Below are 18,222 nucleotides of genomic sequence, written 5' to 3'. Positions count from 1 at the left end.
TGAGGAGATCAGCTTACGCCAAAGCGTGTTTGCAAAGTGCTGCGAAACCTGCTGCGTCAGTGATAGCCAAGTTAGCCAAAACTTTACGGTCAACTTGGATGCCAGCTTTAATCAAGCCACCGATCAAGCGAGAGTACGTAGTACCGTTCGCGCGAGCAGCTGCATTGATACGTTGGTTCCACAAAGTGCGGAAGTTACGTTTGTTAACTTTACGGTCGCGGTAAGCGAAAGCCATACCACGGTCATTTTTTTCTACCGCGTGGATGTATGCGCGAGAACCAGCGCTGTAGTAACCTTTTGCTCTTTTAAGAACTTTTTTGTGACGAGCACGATTTGTTTTACCAGATTTTACACGAGCCATTTTGAACCTCTATTTGGGTCTCTACTGCCTAATTTGTTACGGCTTAAGAGAGAAAATTTAAATTAAACTTAAAAAACTAATTAGAATACTAGGCAGCGACGTGCTTGAAGCATGTTCGCGTCTTCTACGTAAGATGTTTTACCAAGTTGTCTTTTTGTTTTTGAGCTCATGTGAGAGTTCAAGTGACGCATGCGAGTGCTTTTTTTCTTAACTTTACCGCTAGCAGTAACTTTCATGCGTTTTTTAGCGCCTGAGTGAGTACGCATTTTCATAGGTATTCCCTTGTCTCCGATAAGGCGTTCCTCCCGATGGGGAAGACTCTTAGTAGTGCCCTAGTCAGTCATAAATACGGACTCATGGTTTTAGGTCGAATACTGATGAAAAGCAAGCACTTTAAGGGCACTTTATAACGAAAAAAGGACGCCGAAGCGTCCTTTTAAATATGATGTATTTTCAATAACTTAGAAAGCCCAGAAGGGTCCTGAGACCGAGCTTCCGTTCACGGTAGCGGTCTTTCCTTTAATCCCCACATAGACCGAGCGGCCTAAGAAAAACGGCAGTCCCCAGTCAAATGGGATGGGTGAGTTTTGGCTCACCAAATCCGAGGAATCGAAGGCGATATTCCCATAAACCATACTGTAAGGGTCCGCTGAAGCCAGGGTGATCATATTCCCTACCGGAAAGCTAACTGCCTTAGAAACCGCAGATCCGCCCGAACCACCCTTCATCGTTGCCGAGATGGAAACCTGAGAGCTTGGGCAATAAAAGTCAGACCCCGAGCATGTCGCTGGATATCCGCCGATCTGTGGGAAGCCGTTAAAGTTCGTTCCGCTATCGATAAAGGCATAGTCGTAATCAGTATTATTATAGCGAGTCACAAAGGTCGCATCGTTTTCAACCGGGAAAACTGTTAGCCCCGTGCCAGTGTTGTTAGAATCCGTTCCGATGCCTACGATCAAGTAACCGTAAGCAGCTCCAGCGCCCGTCGTCGGAACTGACGGCAACTTAATCACGAGACCGTTATCATAATTCGTCGGCATTCTTGCGATCGGATTCACGATCTGATCCGCAGCCGGAACACGCGTTGTGCTGCAGGAGCCGTTCACACAAGCCCAATAGCCACGAGACGGAGCAAGCACACAGTCATTCGCCGTCGCAGATCCAACACTGCAATCCTCAGCGAAGGAGCCTACGCCAATAATTCCATTAAACCCGGCATCCGCAGGAGTTGTATCTGGTTTGCTACTGCAACCCGATGGGTCTGCATAACTAGAATTCAAAGTCACAATTGAAATTCCACCGCTCGTGATGGTTTTAATCCCACCCAACTGAACGTCGGCTTTGACCACCTCACCCCAGTGCCCCGAGCCATCCAGATAACCCGTGCAACTTGCTAACGGACCATCCGTGACAGAAACCTGAGTCAGCGGAACTGTGATCAATGATTTGAAAATTTTAAGACCGTAACTGCCCGTATCCACCAAAATATTAGGAATGGTCTGACAGTTCGAAGTGCCCGGAGTACAAATAGTCACGCTGATGCACGGTTCATTTTCATAACCGTCAACACCACACGCACCCACTGATAACGGAACTACGTTATTACCGGTCAAAATAGACGGATAGTAAACAGAGGCTGCCAATGAACGAGAGCCCGAGCTCCCCGCCGTACAACCAACCTGATTGAAAACAGCAAAACCGCAAAATAAAATCAGAGCTGCTTTTAAACTATTCATTGGAGTTGATGTCCTTGATATCGAAACCTTCCGGCAAACGAGAAGGAATATATGCGCGACCTCGTTGGTCCATTTGACGACTAGAACCTTCGACTACGATATTTTTTGTGGAGACTTTCAAAGTTTTGCGACCAAACTGTTTGGGACGAGAGCTTAGCTCTGCCTTATATTCTGGAAGATATGTACCTAACAAAGTCGCAAGAGGCGGAAGATTTTTACCCTTCCAAGAAATGGCGAAAACGACGCCGCGAGAATCTAAATACTGACGAACATTCATTCCGTCCTCAACGCTATCAACCACGGAGTAGCTTGATCCCGCAGAAGTAGACAATGTCGAACGACCAGATGAAGTGGTTGCAGAAGAAGTAGTGACCATTTGATCACCAAGAGCCGCCAGGGCCGAGCTGCTAATCCATGTGAGAGATACGCCTACAAGTAGGCCTAAAAACTGAGCTTTCATGCGAACTCCACTGCTATATATTTTCGGATTTTTTTGGTGGTTTTGTAAGGGTACAGCGAAGATTTAACACTTAAGTCCCAACACGTGACATGCCACTTTCCTAAGCTGAGATTATGGAGCCGTGCATTTGAGTAAGACACCCGCGGTAAGGCTTGCTAACATTCTCAATATGAAACATTTTGAATCCCTGACTAATCTACGTGCTTACGAAGTAAATCACTTTGACATCGAAACTTTGCGCATCAGCAGCCAGTGCTTAAAGAGCAACCCGCTGGGAGACTCGGCCGTGCGCTTCAATCCCCTGCTGTTGCCAAAGAACAAAGGCTCATGGCCGGTGGTTCTTGTCCTGGGCGGCTTCAGTGGAAATGCTCCCTTTTATTTTAATCCAAAATTCAATGAGCAAAATACCATTCAGATCATCGATCAAGCAGTCGGTCGCGGCGAGGCGCCCGAAGCCTTGTATGTTTTCGTGGATGCTTTGACGACTTGGGGTGGTTCACAATTCTTAAATTCCGCAGCGGTCGGAAATTATGAAGACTATATTATGACCGAGATCATTCCTGCACTTGGGCATTATACGGTATCTAAAGATCCGAAGGACTGGTGTGTGATGGGCGGCTCCAGCGGTGGTTACGGTGCTTTACAATTAGCCAGCAAATATCCTGAAACTTTTGGGATGTGTGCGGCGATTGCTCCGGATTCATTTTTTGAAGCAAGCATCACACATGATCTTTATCAAGCACTTCCTGTGTGGGAAAAATACGGGCAATCAGGTTTGCGAGTTTTAGAAGAACTGCGCAATGGAAAGCTCACGAAGTTTCGCAATTGGCATTCATTATTGAACGCTTTTGGAATGTCGGCGTGTTATTCGCCGAAAGATTCCTCAGGTGATTTTCATTATCCGATTGATCCTCGCACTGGAAACAAAGTCGTTGAAATTTGGAATCAATGGCTTGAAAAAGATCCGGTCCACTTCCTTCCTAAACGCTTGCCCACTTTGAAAAAACTTGCGGGTTTGTATTTAGATGTCGGAACGAAAGACAACTTCCACTTGCAATACGGAGCTCGTCAGATCTCTGCAATGCTAAGTGTGAATGGCGTACCTCATGACTATGTTGAATTTGATGGCAATCACTTCGACATCGGAGATCGCCGTCCTGAAGTGTGGAAATGGTTAACAGCAAATTGGCGTAAATAGAGACTGGAACCCGAGGAACTCATGTATCAAGATCGTATCGCTGAAAGATTTCGTCATAAAATTATCTCTGCGGAACAAGCAGCAAACCTAGTGAAAGACGGAATGGTTGTTGGCGCCAGCGGCTTCACCAAAGCTGGTGATGCCAAAGCCACATTGAAGGCCATGGCAGCCCGAGCGAAGGCCGATCCCTTTACGATCAATTTGATGACCGGTGCCTCGTTGGGACACAATTTAGACGGACTTTTTGCAGAAGCAGGAATGATTTCCCGCCGTATGCCATTTCAGTCAGACGCCACTCTTCGAAAAAAAATTAATAATGGCGAAGTCATGTTCACCGATCTCCACTTAGGGGAAACGGCAGAGCTTTTGGCTTATGGATTTTTACCGCCTGTTGATATTGCGATCATCGAAGTGGCCGCTATTTACGATGATGGTTCAGTGCTACCGACAACTTCTATTGGTAACAATCTGACTTATGCTCGCCACGCCAAGCAGATTATTTTAGAAGTAAACACCACTATCCCCTTAGAGATCCGTGGCTTCCACGATATTTTCGCAACGGGAATTTCCCCGCAACGTCAAATTATTCCCGTGACTGAGCCAAGCACTCGCATCGGTACAGAAACTATGCCGATCGATGCCGACAAAGTTATTGGTGTCGTTATTTCTGATATCAAGGATTCCCCGGTTGAACTTAGCGCCGTGGATGAAAAGACTCTGGCGATCTCTGATCACTTGATGGATTTCTTTAATCAAGAAGTAAAGCGCGGTCGTTTGACGCCGAACTTACCTCCTCTACAGACAGGGATTGGCAATATTGCCAACGCCGTTTTCAGTGGCTTTAAACGGGGCAATTTTGAAAATCTAAAAATGTATTCCGAGGTTTTGCAAGACAGTACTTTTGAGTTGATTGACTCTGGGAAAATGAAATTCGCTTCGGCTTGTTCCTTTGCCGTGACATCAGAATGCTATGAAAACTTCTTTGCAAACTTAGACCGCTACCGCGGAAAAATTATGTTGCGACCTGAAAAAATCAGCAACTCTCCAGAGGTGATTCGCCGCCTGGGAGTGATCGCTATTAACACAGCCATCGAATTTGATCTTTATGGCAATGTTAACAGCACTCATATCGGTGGAAACAAAATGATGAACGGTATCGGAGGATCCGGCGACTTTGCCCGTAACTCCTACCTAAGTATCTTCGTCACGCAGTCCGCTTCTAAAAACGATAGCATCTCCCACGTGGTTCCGATGGTGACTCATGTGGATAGCAACGAACATGACGTAGACATCCTGGTCACCGACCAGGGCTTGGCTGATTTGCGTGGACTTGCTCCCAGGGAGCGTGCTTTGCGTGTAATTGAAAATTGCTGTCACCCTGAATACCGCGATCAACTTAAAGCTTATTACAAAGAAGCCTTGGTTCGCGGCGGGCATACTCCGCACATCATTGAAAAAGCCTTTTCATGGCATCAAAACTTCAATGAGCGCGGGACGATGAAATTCTAATTAAGGATTGCAGAGCTCTTCGCGAATTTTATAGAAGAGCTCTGGGAAGTCCGTGATAATTCCGTCGGCACCCGCTTCGATCACTCGACGAATTTCGCTGTCTTGATTGGGTGTCCAGACGATCGCTCTGATTCCTTTTTTATGCAGATTCAAAACCAACTCTGGTGTTACTTGCCAGAATCCCGGCGTCACTGTTGTGGCCTTCGTTGTTTCTGCTGCTTTTTCAGCGGCCCTAGCGTCACCAATCAACGGAACAATTTGAATGTCCGGGGCTTTTTCTTTGAACTTGTTTAAGAAATCATGATTGAAGCTTTGTACAAAGAAACGACTGGTTTCCCAACCACCCTCGCGGATCACTTTTAAAATCAAATCAATATACTCAGCTTGTGGTGGATAGAACTGCTGTTGATCTAAGAAGTATTTTACTTCGATATTCAAACGCACGGGTTTACCCGTTGCTGTTTTTCTGTCTTTGAAAACCGCAAAGACTTCTTTCAATTCAGGAATGGGTTGCAGGTTTTCTTCTTCAAAGCTCTTGATGCCACAGCGCAATTGCTGTGTGTGAGCAAATGGCATATCAAACAGGGCTGCCTTCGCCAACGACTTGCCATCCATTCCACAACGCTCAACTCCCACATTGGGGATTGCATCGTGAGCTACCAACAAGTGGTTGTCAGCAGTCACCTGCAGGTCAAGTTCCGCAACATCCACTCCCGCATCAAAGGCAGCCTTGAAAGATGCAATCGTGTTATCGGGATATCCGTTCATGCCACGATGACCGTGAACTTCCATCTGTGAAGCTGTAATACAATTTGTGATATTCAGCCCCACATTGGCGATATTGCGAGTCGCTTTTGGCGCGTTCGCTGCCATGGAGGTTGCGGTTGAAACCAAGACCAATGCGGATACAAAAATGGAATTTAGCTGCATACTCTCAGGATCACCCGAGGCCAGACTAAATTCCATTTGAAAAGAAAAATACCGACTATTCTACGAACTTAAGGCCAAGTATTCCGCCGATAATCATCCCCAAGAATAGTAATTTCATCAGGGACAGAGGTTCTTTGAATAGCAAAGTACCAATTATCACGGCCCCCACAGCACCGATGCCTGTCCACACTGTGTAGGATACCCCCACCGGAAGTACACGCATCGAAAGCGACAGCAGATAAAAACTCACTCCCATCGTGGCCAATGTGAACACCGACGGAATTAACTTCGTAAACCCTTCTGAATATTTAAGCCCCGTCGCCCAAATAAATTCCAAAATCCCTGCAATAAGCAAAAGAATCCAAGCTGTTGTTGTAGACATACTCAACTCCATTCATAGAACCTTCCGATTCTACACGTTTAAATTTTCGTAAGTCGTTGCTGTAAGAAATAACAGAGGGAGACTTTAATATCCCAGATGAGTGCGAGACTTCGCTACTCGATAATTTGATCCTCTCACAATTTATGGTTTCAGAAAAGTCTAAAATTTCTTGCGACTCAAAACACATAGGAACAGACTGTCGATTATGAAACATTCCATCTTACTTCCCTATCGTGCTCCCCAAAATGTGGCTATCCTCGCAAACCAACGCTTCGACGCTGTTATTGCCGATCGTGAGTTAACAATTGATGAAGTGATCGCTCTTGCCCATGAAAAACAAGCACGCGGCATGGTCGTTGTGCCGAAACAAAAAATCACGAAAGAGGTTTTAGAGAAGCTTCCTGAGTCTGTGAAAGTCATCGCCACCAGCAGTGTGGGATTTGACCACTTGGATGTTGCAGCTGCCAAAGCTCGCGGCGTGTATCTAACAAATACACCAGATGTTCTTACCGAGTGCACAGCAGACATCGCGATGCTTTTATTACTAAATGCTTGCCGTCGTGGACGCGAATACATGGAAATCATGGATTCCGGCTGGAGAAAATCTTACAGCCAATCGGAAATGTTGGGAGTCAAAGTCAGCGGTAAGACTTTGGGTATTTATGGCATGGGTCGTATCGGCCAAGCCGTTGCCGATCGCGCGCGTGGCTTTGGAATGAAGATCGTTTATTGCAACCGCCGCAGGCTTCCGCCGGAACTAGAAAAAGGCGCGACTTATTTTTCAGACCTTCACGAGATGCTTCCGCATTGCCAAATTCTTTCTTTGAATGCTCCGGGCACTGCTGAAACAAAACACATCATCAATGATGAAACTCTGGCGCTTCTTCCGAACAATGCTGTTTTCATTAATGTGGCTCGCGGAACTTTGGTCGATGAGGCTGCTTTGATTCGCGCATTGAAATCTGGAAAACTGTTCGCTGCAGGTTTAGATGTTTTTGAAAACGAACCTGCTTATAACTTGGAGCTTAAAGAATTCCATAATGTTTTCTTAACTCCCCACATGGGCAGCGCCACTCAGGAAACCCGCGATGCCATGGGATACCGGGCTCTAGAAAACATCGAACAGGCCCTTAACGGTCAGCGCCCGCAAGACAGCCTTTGGTAGATAGTTTTTTCATCCTCGCCTAATCCCTACTCACCCGTTCCACCCCCTAAGCCCATTGGGCCCCTATGAGGGTGGAATGGTTCTAGCACTCTCCCCGTGCATGAAAAAATCGATTATTCTCTGCGGAATTGCTGCTACCGCCCTGATCGCGACATTGGGGTTTGCCTTTAAACCATCACACACGGAACACGTGTGCGCAGGCTTCGTTCCTGAGAACGACCTCTACCTTCCAGCGAACTTATTTGCGGCTGGTGGAGTTACTAAGGCTGAGTTCAATCAAGTGATTGACCGTATTGAGACCCTCTACAGACCTGAAATCGAATCTATGGGTGACCGTCTGACTATCAAACGTTATTGGGATGATGGCACCGTGAACGCCCACGCGACTAAATCCGGAAAAAATCGCGTTCTTAGTCTTTATGGAGGCCTTGCGCGTTTTCCATCAATGGGAGTGGAAGGCTTTGCCTTGGCTGTCTGCCATGAAGTTGGCCATCACTTGGGCGGCGGACCGAAATACTCGGGCCGTGACTCTTGGGGTGCGACGGAAGGGGCTGCTGATTACTTTGCGACGCTGAAGTGCCTTCGTCGTTATCTTGCTGCCGAAGACAATGCAACCGCCCTTAAAAATTTAAAAGTCGATCCAGTTGCTAAAGAGGCCTGCCAAAAGCAATTTTCAAATTTAAAAGACCAACTGATCTGCCAAAGAGCTTCAGTCGGTGGCGAACAAGTCGGAGAACTTCATCAACGTCTTAACGAGATGGAAATCCGACCTAAATACGGCACTCCTGAAGTATATCAACTCACGGAAATGACTGAAGACTATCCTTATCCTCAGTGCCGCCTGGACACTTACTTCCAAGGAATGCTTTGTCAGGTCAGCGAATACACACGCATGAGTGATACTGATTACAAGCAAGGCTCTTGCTACGAACCCGTACATAAAGTCGGCGCCCGCCCTCGCTGCTGGTTCGTTCCGAACTAGACGCTTCCAAGCGTTTTACCTCCGGAGCGGTAACCGTATGCGTCGATTCGTGAGGGAGCTATCTCGAGAGAAGCCAATTCATATTGGTTTCTAGGACGTCTTTAGGAAGTTCTTTTTGCAGTTGATTTGCTAAATCTTGAAGAGTCACGCCCCGCAGTTCGCGGCGCCAAGCTTCGTCGGCTTTCCACATCACGCGAGCAACCTGGCAAGGTTTTTTGAAAGCGTTTTTCTCTTGTTTGCAGGGACCGTTTTGACGGATCTCTGAACACTCAAAGGTGGAGGTCTTCCCCTCCACGGCTTCGACGATATCTAAGAACGTAATTTTATCTGGATCTTTTGCAAGACGATAACCACCGCGAGGACCTAAGGTTGCGTCAACCAACCCCGCTGTGGAAAGTGCCTGCAGAGCTTTTGACAAATACTCCTTAGGCACTCCATGAAACTCTGCCAGATCCTTGGTTGCAAGGTAAGCACCTTCGGGTAATCCCGAAAGAAGCGCACAACAATGCAAGGCCCACTCAACCTGGTTTCGTAAAATCATTTTAGTTCAATCCTGCCTTATCAAGGCCGAAAAATTTATCTGCAGAACCTGGAACAGCTCTGAATGCAATACTCAGGCGATTCCACTGATTAATCAAGCCGATGGCCATCGTTAAATCAGAAATCTGCTTATCAGAGAAATTCTCTTTCACGCGGTTATAGATCTCATCCGAGATCCCGTGCTCTGTCAACTTAGTGACCGCTTCAGTCCACTCGAGGGCGGCTTTTTCTTGGTTATTAAATAGTGATGATTCACGCCATACCGGAACATGGAATACACGAAGATCACGCTCCCCGTGAATGCGGGCTTCCTTAACGTGCATATCTAGACAGAATGCACAGCCATTGAGTTGTGAGGCACGGATGTTGACCAGATCACGCAATGTTTGACTGATTTCGCTTTTAGCCAGCTGTTTGGACATTTCCATAAGACCGTGAGCTAGTTCGGGAGATTGTTGATTGTAGTTGATTCGTTGGCTCATGATTGAGACCTCCTAATTAAGGATATAATATATCCTTAATTAGATTTATTCCAGATATTTATTATCCTTAATTAAAACACTCTCAAACCAGCCCTCATTTCAGCCACTTACACGCCCGACTCGACGAGACATTGAACAAATCACCTGGTGTCACAATGTCTGCCGACAGTTGGCAATGCGTTTGCAATAGCCCCTCCTCGCCACTGGGGAGGGGCACTAACCATGAAAACACCGGTACTTATTGCGATCAGCTTGATCGCTCTTCTATTCAGCCAATTTGCAAATGCTATGGCAAAACGACCTTACATTGACTCAGAGATCCTGAACAACGCCGAAGTTGAGCAGTCTTTCCAACTGACGGCAAAAGATGGATCCAGAGTCAGTTACCAAAAACATCAAGACGTCCTAGCGCCTACGATTTCATTTTCGTTGGACAAGAAAAAAGGAAATTTCCTGATCTTCAAAGATCGCAACAAGGAAATGGCTTTCAAGATTCTGGGCTCTGTCGAAAATATCAAAGAGGTCACTGATCTTAACAAACTACAAATCCTGCAAAATTCATCAGGACAAGGACTCGCGATCAAATTCAGAACTATCGACAGAAATCACTCGATGGGAGAAGAAAAACAATACACCGAAAGCTGCAGCATCGAAAAGACAGCCCGTCGCTGCCGTGATGAGTACGACTACGACAGAGAAACAAATAAACGCCACTACCGCGGAGAGGTTTGTGAAACCATCACGATCTCTGAACCTGGGATTCGCGATGTTCGTAAGACCGAATTCACCACTGTCACAAATGTCTTAATGGAGTTTGTCGACAACAGCATGCGCTCGGTGTTCTCGGCCCACATCACTGACTACAACGTTTGGGGACCTGAAACTAAGGGACTGTGTATGTCTCGCTAAGGGAAATAAAAAAGGCAGCCGGTGGGCTGCCTTTTTCGTTAACAAAGATCTAGTCTTCGTCGTCGTGCTCTTCTTCTTTAAGTTCATCAAGCTCTTTAGTGTCTTGCTTAGACTTATTCGGATGGGCTTTTTGGTATTCTTTGATTTTCAAAGGATCTGGAGCCAGCATCAAGAACATTTGCTTACCTTCCATCTTCGGTTGAGATTCAACCAAAGCAAGGTCATCAACGAAAGCGATCGCTTTCTTCATAACGTCCATACCGATCTCTTGATGGGCCAATTCACGACCCATGAAACGCAATGAAACTTTCACTTTATCGCCATCCAAAAGGAAGCGACGAGCGTGGTTCATTTTCGTTTCGAAGTCATGTTGATCTGTACGAGGGCGCAATTGCACCTCTTTGATCGTCACAACAGTTTGCTTTTTACGAGCTGCTGTTGCTTGTTTCTTTTTCTCGTACTTCCACTTGCCGTAATCCATGATTTTACAAGTAGGAGGAGTTGCTGTTGGAGCAATCTCAAGAAGATCTAGGCCGCGATCTTCAGCAATACGTACCGCTTCAGGTACAGTCATAACGCCCAACATGTTACCTTCATCATCGATAACACGTACTTGTTGAGCGCGAATCTCGCGATTCACTCTCAAAGAATCTTTAGAGTCCTTCTTGTTACGGTCAAAACGACCGCCACCGCCTCCAAAATTGCCTGAAAACTTGCTAATGGTAAACCTCCGGGGTTTAGTTAAATACTAGCGACACGAAAGTGTGTCGACTAGTTTGTCGTCGCAGACTTCGCAAGAGAGCTCTGCAAACTTCTCGTATTAATATCTGTCGTAATCAAATTCATTACTTGATCCACAGTCAGACCTTTATGCTCTGAACCGTCTCTCAAACGCAATGAAACCGTTCTGGATTCTGCTTCTTTATCCCCTACGATAATCATGTATGGGATCTTTTGAAGCTGAGCCTCACGGATTTTATAATTCAACTTTTCGTTACGGCGGTCAAATTCCACGCGAACTTTTTGATCTTTAAGGGACTTCATCAGTTCCTCACAGAACACGTTCACACGGTCCGTAACGTTCAGGATCGCGACCTGGACTGGCATCATCCAAGGCGGCAAATGGCCTGCAGTGTGCTCCAAATAAACGCCGATAAAACGCTCTAAAGAGCCCAAGATCGCACGATGTAGCATCACTGGGCGATGTTCCTTGTTGTCTTCGCCTGTGTACTTCAAATCAAACGCTGTTGGAAGATTTGGGTCCACTTGAAGTGTTCCCAATTGCCATGGACGATTCAAAGCATCCACGAACATGATATCTAACTTTGGTCCATAGAAAGCACCATCGCCAGGGTTCAATTCAAATGGCAAATTCAAAGATTTCAAGGCTTCAGCCAAAGCACCTTCGGCCATATCCCAGTACTCTTCACTGCCCATACGGTTGTCTGGACGAGTGGAAAGGAAGATCTTGTAGTTGCTCATACCAAGTTTGTCGTAAACGCGGTTAAGCAAGCCCATGAACTTTGCGATCTCTTCTTGCAACTGATCCATACGGCAGAAGATGTGCGCGTCGTCCTGACAGAACGTACGAACACGAGTCAAACCGTGCATCGCGCCTGATTTCTCATAGCGATGCAAACGACCGAAGTCTGCCATTTTGATTGGAAGATCACGGTAAGAATATTTCTCAGAGTTATAAAGCAAACAGTGAGAAGGACAGTTCATTGGTTTAGATGCGAAATCACGCTCGTCCACTTTCGTGAAGAACATGTTTTCTTTGTAGTTCTGATAGTGACCAGAAGTATGGAACAAGTTCACGTCAAAGATTTGCGGCGTGATCACTTCTTGGTAACCCGTTTCGAAATACAATTCACGAAGGTATGTTTGCAAAGAGTTGTAAACCGTTGCGCCCTTACCTGTGAAGAACGGAGAACCAGGAGCTAGTTCGTTGAAATAGAACATGCCCAATTCTTTACCCAACTTACGGTGGTCGCGTTTTTTCGCTTCCTCGATATTGTGTAAGTAAAGATCCAAGTCTTTCTTGTCGTTGAACGCTGTCGCGTACACACGTTGAAGCATGGCATTTTTCTCGTCACCTCTCCAGTAAGCACCCGCCACGCTCAAAAGTTTGAACGCTTTGATTTGGCCTGTGGATTGGATATGAGGACCACGGCAAAGATCGAACCAAGTTGTTCCATTGTAGTAGATACCAACTGTCGTCTCGCCTTTTTTCGCAAGATCTTCGATCAATTCAACTTTGAAACGCTCGCCCATTCCTTTGAATGTTTCAATCGCTTTAGCGATTGGCCAGTTTTCACGGTGAATTGGAAGATCTTTAGAAACGATCTCGGTCATTTTCTTTTCGATTTTTTCGAAATGCTCTTCAGTGAAACCAAATGGAGAATCGAAGTCGTAATAGAAACCATTATCGATCACAGGACCGATAGTTACTTTCACTTCTGGCCAGATATCTTGGATCGCTTGAGCCATGATATGCGCGCAAGAGTGACGAACAACCTCAACTGATTCAGGAGATTTGGTGGTGACAAGCGCCACTTTCGTTTGATCTTTCAAAACAGTGCGAAGATCAGAAATTTCAGTTGATCCATTAAGTTTTGCACCAAGAGTTTCTTTAGCCAAGCGAGGGCCAATAGACTGCGCCACTTCTAGCGCTGTCGGTTCATGGTCAAAAACCTTCGTCGAGTTATCCGGCAGAATAATTGTAATTTGTGACATTATGATTGCGTGCTCGTGAACGAGCTATTTTTGTGTGAGATAAGTGATGAAAGTAACGGCATTTTTTGCATCAGAATATTAGTAATGCCGAGGCATTAGAGGGTCAAGTGTTCTCGCTCCGGTGTGACAGCAAAAGCGCATTGATGCGTCGCGTCCGTAAGTGGAACCTGGCACCGTTTAGAAGGCTTGATTGACGGAAAAGTACCAAACCCAGTCATCACCATGAGCAAGGTCGACACTGAAGTCCACGGGATTTTCGCGTCCCAGGCGATAGCGCAACCCCGTCCCGCCCATCCATAGCAGGTTTTTCAGTGTGATGTCTGACAAACTTGAGGTCACATCCCCGGCTCCTGAAAACAGAACGACACCCCAATGGTCGGTGAAACGATAGCGATATTCCCCCTGAATATCCCAAAGAACTTTATCGCGATATTTCCCCGCCTTGAAGCCTCGCATATCGGGACCTAATCCCAGAACCGCCATATCATAAAAAGGTACATCGCCCACATTGGCTTGCAAAGCACCCCGAGCCGCAAGCACGCCATCCTGGTGGGCTTGAAAGTATTTATTCAGATTGGCTTTATATTTTTGGAAAGTGTGACCACCACCCCAATTCTCGTCATAGAACTGAATTTGCAAATTAGTGTAAACACCCTGGGTTGGATAAAACGTGTTATCCCGCCCATCAAATTGCGCTTTGATTCCCGGCACCCAGGATTCACTGTTCAACTTATCCGACACACTCACGGGAATTGGCAGAGTCGGGATATCAAAAGAGTTTTTCATATCAACGAACGTCAACGTCAGTCCGGCAAAAACTTTATTGGCCCAACGAGGCAAAAACTGAGCCGATGCAAAAGTGTAATCTTGTTCTAATAGGACCGACAGATCTTTCGCCGATTCATTTTTACCGACGCCATAAAAATCGGAATTGATCTTGGCGTAACCACCAAAAATATTAAAGCGTAAACTGTCCTCATGAAGGCGACCTATGTAACCTGCGACCGCTCCGTAACTTTTCTTTTCTGTCGCAAACACTCCGCCGACAGCCATCGAAGGCTTCACATTTTCTGAATGAGAGAAAATTTTCTGTGCGAGCAAGGCCACTCCCCAACCCTGCGAAGGATCATAGCTCGGAATCGGCGCAATCACCCACTCGCCCTGGCGAGTTTTTTCAGTCGTTCGACCTGACAAAGTGTAATCCAGTGGCGTTTTCTGCGTAGGATCTGCGATAGGAGGACGAGATTTTCCAAGATCATCGTTGTCTGCACCGTAATTCGATGAACTTTCTAAAGCTCCCCACGAAATACTTGAACAGCAAATTACCAAAAGTATTTTAACACCTATTTGCATAATTCGGTCACTCGGCGCATGTCATTCATGTCGTCGCATTCAAAACGTCCTAACTCAGAACAAATGCGATCGATGCAGCGAGCATCTGAAACTCCCCGACACATTTTTGTGATTGCAAAGAGTTCGCGTTTTTCATCGCAATCAAAACGATCAAGTTGGTTGCAAACGGCTGTCACGCACTGACCATTCACTCCATCGCATTGGCAGGCAATGTCTTTTACTTTTTTGTCGGTGCCGCAATCCATATTTGGCAGCTGATCACAGACCGCGCGAATGCAGCGAATGTTATCTGGATGAGTAGTGCTACAATAAGGCGGCTTCGGAGATGACGGCGGAGGCTGCGGTGGATCAGGATAAGCAGGATCATCTGGCAATGGCAACGGAGCTGGCAAATCGCCATTCATGATTTGTTCATAGATTTGAAGTTTTTGATAATTAGCTTGAATCGGTCTGCTGTCGGCGTCAGATGAAGCCAATGCGAACTGAACTAATGAAAATACCAGCAGCAGAAATAGCGCTCTTGCCAGAACCATCATGACTCCCTGTGTGTTTCTTTTATTTCACCAGAAGGAGTCAGGCGACTCAAAGAGCCTGCGTGAGGTTTGGCAAAAACCAGTTATTCAACGTAGAAAGGATTGAGTTTCGTCTTTATTAGCGGTGAGGAGCTTCCGCTTGGATAGATACGATCTGCACCGACACGTTTCTCCGCCTGTTCAATGGCACGGACCAACTGTTCTTGGCGCTTTAACATGTCTTCAAGCTGATAGGTGCTTAGATTCTTGCCGGTAACGGCTTGCCAGCCTTCCAGATTTGTCGCTTTGAGTTTCTCGAGAACTTCTTTTTGAGGAACAAAGGCTTTAATCGCAGATTGCAAAGACGATTCTTGGCGCTTCAATTCCGACATTTCTGCTCGGAGAGCCTGCGTATTCTTGCCACCTTTTTCCAAAGATTTTGCGAGCTTGTCTTGGGCTTTTAGATTCCTGTCCAACGCACCGACGTTCCCTTGAAAGGTAACAAAAGGATCTTTACCACGCCCACCACCGAACGATAACCCGTGATCGATAGCCACAACTTTACCGTCTGTTTTTTGTAGGTAATTTTGTCCATGACGATCCCCATTGGCGATCAGAAAGTCAAAGAACCCTAATTGATCAGGATCATCCTCCAATGTCTGGTTCGGAGCCTTGTCCTTAAGACCTTTCACACGATATTGCACAGAGCCCGCTTTACCCTGATACTCTTTGGCGACAGTTACAGGGACAGAGTTTAGGCCCAAGTATTTATCAATTTGATAAGCAGCAACTTCACTTTTTGCTGTATCGATTTCATCGACTTGAACTTTAGGTTTCCATACACCCTCAAAGCCGTCTTCATATCTTACAAAGTGCGCTCCATAGGCACCTGTTCCAACAGGTCTTGAAGAAACGATTTTGCCATCGGCAAGCTTGCTTTCAACTGCCGACATAGACTGTCCCGCACCAGCCACTTCGGAAACAGCCTTGCTGCCCGATGTATTGGTATCAAGTGACGGCTTTGTAGCTAATTCTTTATTATAAAACGCATCGGCATCAGCAATACGACGAGCCTGACTGGCGTTTTCGTCTTTGATCGCTTTTTTTACTTTACCTGTGATTGTCGAAAGGGCTTTTTGCGGAACCACACCCAAAGCTGTTAACGAGGCCGCCATGATGCAGTTATCTTGCTCGACACGATCCGCGGTTGGTGCACTTACGCAGGCTCCACCCGTTTTTAGTTCTGCCACTTTGGTGCTAAAGCAAGCTTGATCAGCGATCGCTGCCATGCTGGCAAAATCAGTCGCCATCACTGCGTACTTCATCATATTCATCGCACCGTTAGAGATCATACCCACTGTGCGAGCCGATTGAACCGTGGAAAAGGCCTTCGCCGTAAACGATCCAATTTTACCAACGATCGCAGCACCGCCACCGACAAACAAGGTTCCAATCATCACGCCGTTATTAAGTGCATCGGCACCTTGGCCGTAACGAGCATTCGCCAAACAAGCGACTTCAGAAAGCTTGGGATTGGATTTCATCACGGAAGCACTCAATGCAGGATCGGCTAACAACTCATTGCGAGTCGTGCGATCTAATCCGGCACCACCTTTACCCGTCAACGCCGAGGTCAGGTCCGCGCGGTTCTGGTCCAGGACTTTTTGGGTTTCCGTGTAAGCTGAGTTAAACCCTGTCACCAATTCTGCATCGGAGATCTCTTTATCAGAACTCGTGTATTTCTCGATGACCTTGTTAACACCAGGAGCGCCCGACAGAGGAATCGCACTGATGATGATCTTGTAGGAGTTCTGAAGAGAGATCAGTTCTTTGCAGGCGTTATAGTTCGCGTTCTTTTTTAAGCCCTTGTACTGAGCTTCTAAAGATTCAAAATTGGTTGCACACACCGGCGTTGCGAGTTTTGGATCAGATACGATTTTTTTAGCTAGAACTTTTGTTTTTTCGCGCACTTGTCGCGCAAGTATTAACTTCTGCTTAAGATCGCTGTTGGCGAAATCTTTGTTGTTTTGAACGATCATGTTTTTAGCGAAGTCTGTCGCACACTGAAGCTCGCGTACTTGTTGTTCACCCAACAAACCAAAGTAACGATCTTCTTCAGATTGTCCTGCTATCTGCGCAATTTCTTTGATGTCTTGGCTGTTACGTTGAAGCTCGCCCGTCACTGGATCACATTGTTCATCGGTAGGATTTTTCGCAGCCGATGGCTCACAACTGTTGCCCGTGATTTTAAAAGCTTGTTCAGAAAGGGCTTCAAGAGGACCCGCGCCCGCAACACTTGCAAGCAGGGAAATACAAAATAAAAACGTGAATTTAAGGTGGATCCTCATAGAGGAACTCATCGGAAATAATGAGTTCTCTATGAAGGGAAAAACGCTGGGGAACTGACCTCAGCGTCTTACTTTGAATCAGTCGCACCAGACGTTGGTGTTGCAGCTGTTGCTTCAGCGGCTGTACTTTGAGGAATATTCGAAGCTGTGAACAGATCCTTCAACACTTTCGGGTTTCCCGCAGCATCGAAGTCATAGGTTTTATTACCATCGTAGCCGCGCAAGTGGTTGCACTCATAACTTAAAGCATAGTCATAAGTTTTTCCGCCCTTAGTAACACGGATGCCATAACGAGGATTAAAACAACCAGGCAAAGCCAAGCCATCTTTGTAAGACTCAGCGGCATCTTTGAATTCCAATGCGGCTTCAGTCACATCTTCGGGTTGAAGTTTGATCTCGCCCAAGATTTTAAAACCGTGGAAGTCAGTAGCGCCCTCGCCTTTTTGCGATGGCTCCAAAGAGTACACAGTCGCCGTTTGTGGCTCTTGCAAGTTGTTCAGAAAGGCCATCTCTGCCTTTGCCGCCTTCACTTCTTTTGTAGCCTCTAAAGAATCGAATTTAAAATCACAACCCACCAAAGCGATAGATGCGATTAACGTTCCAAATAGAAATCTCATAA

At 46.3% G+C, this 18,222-nt stretch carries 19 protein-coding genes; 5 read left to right on the top strand and 14 right to left on the bottom strand.

Annotated features, from left to right (window positions below; all coding sequences use genetic code 11):
* Positions 1-13 precede the first annotated feature (13 nt).
* The 4 genes from rplT to ACLVWP_RS07985 form a co-directional block, all read right to left on the bottom strand.
* The gene (gene rplT, locus ACLVWP_RS08000) at positions 14-361 is read right to left on the bottom strand and encodes a 50S ribosomal protein L20 (RefSeq protein ID WP_088614379.1); all 348 of its coding nucleotides are present in this window, start codon (positions 359-361) and stop codon (positions 14-16) included.
* 80 nt (positions 362-441) lie between these two features.
* Positions 442-633 (bottom strand): 50S ribosomal protein L35, encoded by a 192-nt coding sequence (rpmI, locus tag ACLVWP_RS07995; protein WP_088614378.1) that lies wholly within the window; start codon positions 631-633, stop codon positions 442-444.
* Between the two features lie 189 nt (positions 634-822).
* On the bottom strand, positions 823-2,097 hold the full coding sequence (locus tag ACLVWP_RS07990) for a DUF3443 family protein (protein ID WP_413561182.1): 1,275 nt from the start codon (positions 2,095-2,097) through the stop codon (positions 823-825).
* Entirely contained in the window at positions 2,090-2,557 is a 468-nt protein-coding gene (locus ACLVWP_RS07985) for a DUF2844 domain-containing protein (RefSeq protein ID WP_413561181.1), read from the bottom strand. Before ACLVWP_RS07985 ends, ACLVWP_RS07990 begins: the two co-directional genes overlap by 8 nt.
* Positions 2,558-2,726: 169 nt before the next feature.
* Here ACLVWP_RS07985 and ACLVWP_RS07980 point away from each other — a divergent pair, with 169 nt between their 5' ends.
* Together ACLVWP_RS07980 and ACLVWP_RS07975 are read left to right on the top strand one after the other, a co-directional pair.
* A complete protein-coding gene (locus ACLVWP_RS07980) occupies positions 2,727-3,755 on the top strand; it encodes an alpha/beta hydrolase (protein ID WP_413561179.1) in 1,029 nt (342 codons plus the stop codon).
* A 21-nt stretch (positions 3,756-3,776) separates the two neighbouring features.
* A complete protein-coding gene (locus ACLVWP_RS07975) occupies positions 3,777-5,264 on the top strand; it encodes an acetyl-CoA hydrolase/transferase family protein (protein WP_413561177.1) in 1,488 nt (495 codons plus the stop codon).
* Here the strand turns inward: ACLVWP_RS07975 and ACLVWP_RS07970 are convergent, their stop codons facing one another.
* Positions 5,265-6,230, bottom strand: coding sequence for a glycerophosphodiester phosphodiesterase family protein (locus tag ACLVWP_RS07970; protein WP_413561175.1), 966 nt, complete (start codon positions 6,228-6,230; stop codon positions 5,265-5,267).
* A 19-nt stretch (positions 6,231-6,249) separates the two neighbouring features.
* Complete coding sequence (locus tag ACLVWP_RS07965) at positions 6,250-6,576, bottom strand: DMT family transporter (RefSeq protein WP_413561173.1); 327 nt, start codon at positions 6,574-6,576, stop codon at positions 6,250-6,252.
* A gap of 205 nt (positions 6,577-6,781) precedes the next feature.
* Here ACLVWP_RS07965 and ACLVWP_RS07960 point away from each other — a divergent pair, with 205 nt between their 5' ends.
* Both ACLVWP_RS07960 and ACLVWP_RS07955 read left to right on the top strand, forming a co-directional pair.
* A complete protein-coding gene (locus tag ACLVWP_RS07960; protein WP_413561172.1) occupies positions 6,782-7,741 on the top strand; it encodes a 2-hydroxyacid dehydrogenase in 960 nt (319 codons plus the stop codon).
* A gap of 100 nt (positions 7,742-7,841) precedes the next feature.
* Entirely contained in the window at positions 7,842-8,723 is an 882-nt protein-coding gene (locus ACLVWP_RS07955) for a hypothetical protein (RefSeq protein ID WP_413561170.1), read from the top strand.
* 58 nt (positions 8,724-8,781) lie between these two features.
* Here the strand turns inward: ACLVWP_RS07955 and ACLVWP_RS07950 are convergent, their stop codons facing one another.
* Both ACLVWP_RS07950 and ACLVWP_RS07945 read right to left on the bottom strand, forming a co-directional pair.
* Complete coding sequence (locus ACLVWP_RS07950; RefSeq protein ID WP_413561169.1) at positions 8,782-9,264, bottom strand: RrF2 family transcriptional regulator; 483 nt, start codon at positions 9,262-9,264, stop codon at positions 8,782-8,784.
* 1 nt (position 9,265) lies between these two features.
* On the bottom strand, positions 9,266-9,745 hold the full coding sequence (locus ACLVWP_RS07945) for a carboxymuconolactone decarboxylase family protein (protein ID WP_413561168.1): 480 nt from the start codon (positions 9,743-9,745) through the stop codon (positions 9,266-9,268).
* A 222-nt stretch (positions 9,746-9,967) separates the two neighbouring features.
* On the opposite strand from ACLVWP_RS07945, the gene ACLVWP_RS07940 reads away from it, so the two are divergent.
* A complete protein-coding gene (locus tag ACLVWP_RS07940) occupies positions 9,968-10,654 on the top strand; it encodes a hypothetical protein (protein WP_413561167.1) in 687 nt (228 codons plus the stop codon).
* A gap of 49 nt (positions 10,655-10,703) precedes the next feature.
* Here ACLVWP_RS07940 and infC read toward each other — a convergent pair whose 3' ends face one another.
* The 6 genes from infC to ACLVWP_RS07910 form a co-directional block, all read right to left on the bottom strand.
* A complete protein-coding gene (gene infC, locus ACLVWP_RS07935) occupies positions 10,704-11,294 on the bottom strand; it encodes a translation initiation factor IF-3 (RefSeq protein WP_413561165.1) in 591 nt (196 codons plus the stop codon).
* A gap of 131 nt (positions 11,295-11,425) precedes the next feature.
* Entirely contained in the window at positions 11,426-13,390 is a 1,965-nt protein-coding gene (thrS, locus tag ACLVWP_RS07930; protein WP_413561164.1) for a threonine--tRNA ligase, read from the bottom strand.
* 177 nt (positions 13,391-13,567) lie between these two features.
* The gene (locus tag ACLVWP_RS07925; protein WP_413561163.1) at positions 13,568-14,743 is read right to left on the bottom strand and encodes a BamA/TamA family outer membrane protein; all 1,176 of its coding nucleotides are present in this window, start codon (positions 14,741-14,743) and stop codon (positions 13,568-13,570) included.
* Positions 14,734-15,279, bottom strand: coding sequence for a hypothetical protein (locus ACLVWP_RS07920; protein WP_413561161.1), 546 nt, complete (start codon positions 15,277-15,279; stop codon positions 14,734-14,736). The genes ACLVWP_RS07925 and ACLVWP_RS07920 overlap by 10 nt, the downstream gene beginning before the upstream one ends.
* A gap of 80 nt (positions 15,280-15,359) precedes the next feature.
* Positions 15,360-17,603 (bottom strand): hypothetical protein, encoded by a 2,244-nt coding sequence (locus ACLVWP_RS07915; protein ID WP_413561160.1) that lies wholly within the window; start codon positions 17,601-17,603, stop codon positions 15,360-15,362.
* A gap of 68 nt (positions 17,604-17,671) precedes the next feature.
* Positions 17,672-18,220, bottom strand: coding sequence for a hypothetical protein (locus ACLVWP_RS07910; protein WP_413561159.1), 549 nt, complete (start codon positions 18,218-18,220; stop codon positions 17,672-17,674).
* Positions 18,221-18,222: the final 2 nt, after the last annotated feature.

Source organism: Bdellovibrio sp. HCB209 (assembly GCF_047306065.1).
GTDB lineage: Bacteria > Bdellovibrionota > Bdellovibrionia > Bdellovibrionales > Bdellovibrionaceae > Bdellovibrio.
This window is presented reverse-complemented; position numbering and strand designations above follow the sequence as displayed.

Coding starts and splice junctions, on each gene's coding strand:
- ACLVWP_RS07945 (WP_413561168.1), bottom strand. CDS start 9,745: ATGAGCCAACGAATCAACTACAATCAACAATCTCCCGAACTAGCTCAC.
- ACLVWP_RS07960 (WP_413561172.1), top strand. CDS start 6,782: ATGAAACATTCCATCTTACTTCCCTATCGTGCTCCCCAAAATGTGGCT.
- ACLVWP_RS07915 (WP_413561160.1), bottom strand. CDS start 17,603: ATGAGGATCCACCTTAAATTCACGTTTTTATTTTGTATTTCCCTGCTT.
- ACLVWP_RS07950 (WP_413561169.1), bottom strand. CDS start 9,264: ATGATTTTACGAAACCAGGTTGAGTGGGCCTTGCATTGTTGTGCGCTT.
- rplT (WP_088614379.1), bottom strand. CDS start 361: ATGGCTCGTGTAAAATCTGGTAAAACAAATCGTGCTCGTCACAAAAAA.
- ACLVWP_RS07985 (WP_413561181.1), bottom strand. CDS start 2,557: ATGAAAGCTCAGTTTTTAGGCCTACTTGTAGGCGTATCTCTCACATGG.
- ACLVWP_RS07970 (WP_413561175.1), bottom strand. CDS start 6,230: ATGGAATTTAGTCTGGCCTCGGGTGATCCTGAGAGTATGCAGCTAAAT.
- thrS (WP_413561164.1), bottom strand. CDS start 13,390: ATGTCACAAATTACAATTATTCTGCCGGATAACTCGACGAAGGTTTTT.
- ACLVWP_RS07955 (WP_413561170.1), top strand. CDS start 7,842: ATGAAAAAATCGATTATTCTCTGCGGAATTGCTGCTACCGCCCTGATC.
- ACLVWP_RS07965 (WP_413561173.1), bottom strand. CDS start 6,576: ATGTCTACAACAACAGCTTGGATTCTTTTGCTTATTGCAGGGATTTTG.
- ACLVWP_RS07910 (WP_413561159.1), bottom strand. CDS start 18,220: ATGAGATTTCTATTTGGAACGTTAATCGCATCTATCGCTTTGGTGGGT.
- ACLVWP_RS07925 (WP_413561163.1), bottom strand. CDS start 14,743: ATGCAAATAGGTGTTAAAATACTTTTGGTAATTTGCTGTTCAAGTATT.
- ACLVWP_RS07975 (WP_413561177.1), top strand. CDS start 3,777: ATGTATCAAGATCGTATCGCTGAAAGATTTCGTCATAAAATTATCTCT.
- ACLVWP_RS07920 (WP_413561161.1), bottom strand. CDS start 15,279: ATGATGGTTCTGGCAAGAGCGCTATTTCTGCTGCTGGTATTTTCATTA.
- ACLVWP_RS07980 (WP_413561179.1), top strand. CDS start 2,727: ATGAAACATTTTGAATCCCTGACTAATCTACGTGCTTACGAAGTAAAT.
- ACLVWP_RS07990 (WP_413561182.1), bottom strand. CDS start 2,097: ATGAATAGTTTAAAAGCAGCTCTGATTTTATTTTGCGGTTTTGCTGTT.
- ACLVWP_RS07940 (WP_413561167.1), top strand. CDS start 9,968: ATGAAAACACCGGTACTTATTGCGATCAGCTTGATCGCTCTTCTATTC.
- rpmI (WP_088614378.1), bottom strand. CDS start 633: ATGAAAATGCGTACTCACTCAGGCGCTAAAAAACGCATGAAAGTTACT.